General features: G+C 72.5%; 5 protein-coding genes and 1 pseudogene. All 6 read right to left on the bottom strand.

Features of this window, described 5'->3' with window-relative positions:
* A pseudogene (locus K2X24_RS11640) lies at nt 1–1,157 on the bottom strand (hypothetical protein); the annotation flags it as partial.
* 258 nt (nt 1,158–1,415) lie between these two features.
* On the bottom strand, nt 1,416–1,703 hold the full coding sequence (locus K2X24_RS11645) for a hypothetical protein (protein WP_292498083.1): 288 nt from the start codon (nt 1,701–1,703) through the stop codon (nt 1,416–1,418).
* Between the two features lie 74 nt (nt 1,704–1,777).
* Nucleotides 1,778–2,935, bottom strand: coding sequence for a chromosome partitioning protein ParA (locus K2X24_RS11650; RefSeq protein ID WP_292498086.1), 1,158 nt, complete (start codon nt 2,933–2,935; stop codon nt 1,778–1,780).
* Nucleotides 2,936–3,046: 111 nt separating this feature from the next.
* Nucleotides 3,047–3,532, bottom strand: a complete 486-nt coding sequence (locus tag K2X24_RS11655; protein ID WP_292498089.1) for a YidB family protein — start codon at nt 3,530–3,532, stop codon at nt 3,047–3,049.
* A 151-nt stretch (nt 3,533–3,683) separates the two neighbouring features.
* Complete coding sequence (locus tag K2X24_RS11660; protein WP_292498092.1) at nt 3,684–4,148, bottom strand: BA14K family protein; 465 nt, start codon at nt 4,146–4,148, stop codon at nt 3,684–3,686.
* Between the two features lie 192 nt (nt 4,149–4,340).
* The gene (locus K2X24_RS11665) at nt 4,341–4,724 is read right to left on the bottom strand and encodes a CsbD family protein (RefSeq protein WP_292498094.1); all 384 of its coding nucleotides are present in this window, start codon (nt 4,722–4,724) and stop codon (nt 4,341–4,343) included.
* Nucleotides 4,725–4,852 lie beyond the last annotated feature (128 nt).

Genomic DNA, 4,852 nt, shown 5'->3' on the forward strand with positions numbered 1-4,852 from the left:
TCCGGCACCGAAGGAACTTCCGGCGCCGCAGAAACGGCCGGGACCGAGAACGGGACTTCGACCCGGCTGCGGACCTTGCCCGATCCGGCATCCACCTGATCGAGCCGGACCTTGTAGTCCCCGGGCTTCACGCCCCGCCCGATCGCGAAGGTCACCGTCCCGTCGGGTCCGACGCTGGCGGGGGCGATGAGGGTGTCGTTGAGATAGAGCCGGACCGTCGACCCGGCGGGAGATCGGCCGGTGACGAACAGCCGTCCGCCCGCCTGCGCGTCGATGCTCACGATCTTCATGGGCGTCTGCGCCGCGCCGGCACCGGCAGAGCCGGCAAGCGGTGCGGCTGCGTGCCCTTCGGCCGAACCAAGCGTCGCTGGGCCCGGCGGGACGTCGGGAGAAGGGCCTCGCGACGCGCCAGGGTCGATGGTGCCGCGGCCGACCGTCTTGTCGGCGGGGGCATTTGCAACCGATGTCGCGCCGCCGGGGGTCGGTGAGCCCGGACGGGGCAGATCCGGCGCGCGCACGGTTGCCGTTGCCTGGGCGCCCGAGGCGGCATTCGGCCCTGGGCGATCCGCCGGGCGCAGCGGATCAGGCTGAGACAGGACCCTGGTCGGCCTGTCGGGCGCCGTCAGGGCGACCAGCGGATGGGTCTCGCGCGAGGGCGCGATCACCACGGCGACGCTTTCCCGAGAGGGCTGCGCATGCCCCTGGTCATTGGTGACCCGCAGCGTGATCTCGCTATTGCCGGTCGGGAGGGTCGGCGGAACGACGGCGAACTGTCCGTTCGCATCCGCGACCGTCGACGCGACGGGCTTGCCGTCGACGAGGAGCTCCAGCGTTCCGCCCGGCGTGGCGCGCCCGGCCACGACGAACTCGCCGTTCGGCTCGACCCGGACGGTGTCGAAGGCCGGGACGCTCGCATCCGATGCGACGGCGGGCGCCTGTCCCCCCTGCGCCCCGGTTTGCACCTGTCGATCCGATCCGGCCGGCGCGGACGCACCGTGGCCCGGCACCCGGCCGGCTCCCGTCTCAGCCGGCGCGACCGCCGCCATCGGCGTCCCCTCGCGCGGCGGGATCGATGCGAGGCGCCGCAGCGGGTCGCCACCGACGGTTAGGGCGAGGATCAGTCCGATCCCGATGAGGAGCGCCAGGAACGCGAACACACCGCCGCGGCGCCCGAGCCGAGGCGCGGGCGGGCGCGCGGGTGCCCTCTGGAGGACCGGAACCGGCACGCCGGCAGCATTCCGGCGCGGGCGCCGCCCACGAAACAGGGCGGCCAGCAGACCCAGGACGATGAGGAGGATGCCGGGGAACACGCGCACGAGGCTGTGGCGCAAGCGGGTCAACATACCGGTCCCTCGTCTCCTTCCGTTGCAAATGACGCCGCGATATTCCGATCGTGGCGCTGCGCGAACCGGGCCTCAGTCGTCCGCCTCGAGGCGTCCGGCGCGGACGCGTTCGTAGGCAGCGATGGCGCGCGAGCAGCCCTCCGAGAGGTTCGGGCGGTTGCGCCTGAAACAGGCCTTCACCTCCGGTCCGCCCGGTTTCATCCCCGCGCACAGGCGCAGGTAATCACCCCCGCAATTTGCCCGCATGGCCTCCATCTCGGGCCCTTCCCGCTCCGGCCCTTCCTGCGCCGAGGCGGGCCGCGAGAAAGCCAGGGCCCCCGCGAGCACGAGTGCCGTCACGGCAACAAGTCTGACATGCATGTGGATTTCCCGACTCGGTATGGGGTGCGGCAAGCGACTTGCGCGGATGGTGGCTCACGGGGACCGGCGAGAACTCAGCGCGGGGGCTGGGCGGTCGCGGGCTGGCCGGGCGTGCCCGGACCGTCGCTGGGTGGGGTCGCGAGTTGCTGGCGCAGTTCGGCGAGCTTGGCCTGGGCGGCGCTGAGCTCCTGCCGCGTCGCGGCCAGCCGCTCGTCGAGGGTCGCCGCCTCCTTGTTGCGCGTCGCCAGGGTTTCTGTGAGCGTCGCCAGCTCGGTCTGGGCATCGGCCTGGCGCTTCTGGAGGCCCTCGACGGCGGCCTTGGCCGCGTCGCGGTCGGCGGACAGGGTCTGGACGGTCTGTTCGGCCTGGGTGCGTTCGGACAGCACCCGATCGCGCTGCGCCTTGGCCTCCGCCAGGTCCTTCTGAACGCCCATCAGTCCGTCCCGGGCCTGCTGCGTTTCACGATTGGCCTGCTCGACCTCGCTGGCGAGCCGGTCCCGGTTCGCGCTCAATCCGGCCACGGCCTGCTCGGTCTCCGTGCGCTGCCGGGTCGCCTGCTCGGCTGCGGCGCGGGCATCCGCCAGTTCTTTCTGGGCGGCGGCGGCGGCTTCGCGGGCGTTCTGCTGACGCTCTTCGGCCTTGGCGAGATCGGCCGTCTTGGCGGTCGCCTCCTGGGTCATGGTGGCCAGATCGGCGCGCAGCTTGGCTTCCTGCACCCGGGCATCCTCGACCCGGCGACCGACCTCGGCGAGATCCTGCGTGCGATCGACGGCCGCCTTCTCGGCCTTGGCGATCGTGTCGCGCAGGGGGGCGAGCGTCCGCTCCGCCTCGGCGACCTGGCCTTGAAGATCGGCGAGCTTGCGCGTCGCGGTCTCCGCCGACCGCTGCATCTCGGAGGCCTTGGCCTCGGCGGCCTGCTGCTCCTGGGCGAGGGTCGCGGCGCGGGCCTTGGCCTGCTCGGCCGCCTGGGTCGCCTGCTGGTCCTGCTGCTGGGCCGCGCTGATCTTGCCCTGGAGGGCGCTCAGGGTTCCGGCGGTCGCGATCTGACGCTCGAGATCGGCGCGAAGCGACATCTGCTGCGTCTGCAGGTCCGCGATGCGGTGGTCGCGCGCCCCGCGCTGGCGAGCGCCCGCAATGGAGGCAACGATCAGCCAGACGAGCAGCACCGCGGCCACGACCGCGAGGCTGAAGGGGAAGGGGCGACGCAGTTCCGCGCGATAGTCGATGGCCATGAGAGCTCGCAAGGTCGGGGAAGGTGGTGGATCGAAGAACCCCGGCGTGGCGTCACCCGGCGTCGTGGACGGCCGGCACCCACACCGGGTGCCGGCCCGCATCCGTCGAGATCAGACCGGCGAGCGGCCGTCGGTGGCGTAACGGTCGATGGCCGAGGGCAGCTCGCGCGACAGGCGGGAGAGCAGCGCGCTCCGGCTCAAGCCTGTCTGCTGGGTGAGGTGGTCGAGGGTGTCAGACCCGATGGCGCGCTCGAGGTCGGCCTCGGCGATGTCGCGGTTGGGCCCCTGGTTGACCCAGGACTTGGCCGTCTCACCGTGACCGCCTTGCGTGAAATGGTCGACGAGTTCGCTCAGGCCGCTGGCGATCAGACCGCCGATCCCGGCCGTACCGACGCCACCGAGGAGACCGCCGAGGTTGCCGAGACCGGTGCCGCCGGTGGAGGGGGCCGGGCGGACCGTGTTCGGGATCGGCGGGACGGTACCGTGTGCCGGGGCATCGTGGCCCTTCAGCAGTTCGGCGAGCTTGTCGCGGTTCTGGTAGCCCGCCACGGCCAGCAGGCCCAGCAGCGCCGTCATCGAGGGATAGCCCTTGCTCATCGTTCGTCCTTTGGGGTCTCGGGGTGAAGAGTGGGGTAGGCAGGGCCGGGCGGAATTTATTCGGCCGTCCGACGTGGGACTCGCTTCCGTTCGGTGGCCGGTGGCGGCCGGAGCGAGCGGACGCGGACGCCCGCCCTGGTCGCCGAGCGCATCACGGGCAGGGGTGACGATCGCCGTCGTTGCCCAGGTATGTACCGCTGGCCGCGTCGTAGGAGCGGAAGCGGCGGGCGCAGGCGGCGACGGCCTCGGGATTGGGGCCGCCCCGAACGATCACGGGGGCGGCCTGCGCCTGCGAATTGGCGATGGCACCGCCGATGATGGCGCCCGCGGCGAGGCCCGCTACGCCCGCGCCGACCGCCGCGCCCACACCGGGCCCGCCGCGCCGGTATCCGTAGCCGCGACGTGGGCCGTAGCCCCGTCCGTACCCGCGTCCGCCGCGCCAGCCATGCCGGTACCCGAACCGGCGATACTGGACGTAATCGGTCGGCAGGTCGCCCCGCACCAGCGCCTCGAGGGGCGTTGCCTGGACCGGGGATGCCCCGATCGGGGAAGCCTGGGCCGGGAGCCCGACCAGGGTGGCGGCGACGGTGGCGGCGAGGACGAGGGGCAACTTCATCGTGTGACGGTCTCCGGAGACGAAAGCTGGCTGGCCGGCGAGTTTCAGTAGCCGCGGCGATTCGGCGGGACGGCGGAACGGCCACCGAAGCGGCGGCTCACGTAGGCGATGATCTTCGGGAGCAGGAAGGCGGTCAGGAGCTTACGGATCATGGGTTGGTCTCCGGTGGGTCTGGCTTGGGTGGTCTGGGGGTCAGCGCCGGGAGCGGGACAGCCAGCCGACCGCGAAGGCGATGGCGGCGAGCCCGAGGAGGGCGGAGGTGCGGTTGTCGTCGGCGTAGCGCACGGCCTGACGGCCGTAGGTGGTTCCGCGCTTGCGCGCGTGACGGGCGAAATCGCGTCCGTCCGCGATGAGGTCGTCGGCGCGCTCGCGGGCCGCGTCAGCAAGGTGGCGGCCGTCCTCGGCCAGATCTTCGGCGCGCTCGCGGGCGCGGCCATAGGCGTACTGCGCGCCGCCCGCCACCTGGTTCACGGCGCCACGGATCTGGCGGGCCGGGTCGCCGGTGATCCCGCCGAGGGCGGTCTGTGCGCGGCCTTTGACGTGGCGGGAAGCGCCGCGGAACTGGTCTCCGTTCATGGATCGGGTCTCCTGTGTTGGAGGGGGAAGAGGGGGCTGCGAGACCCGGCTGGTCGCGGGGACCGGCCGGGGTTCGCGGGTTAGTTCAGGCGGATCAGGCGCGGCGGGCGGCGTAGCCGTCGGCCAGG

Source organism: Methylobacterium sp. (assembly GCF_019750675.1).
Lineage (GTDB): Bacteria > Pseudomonadota > Alphaproteobacteria > Rhizobiales > Beijerinckiaceae > Methylobacterium.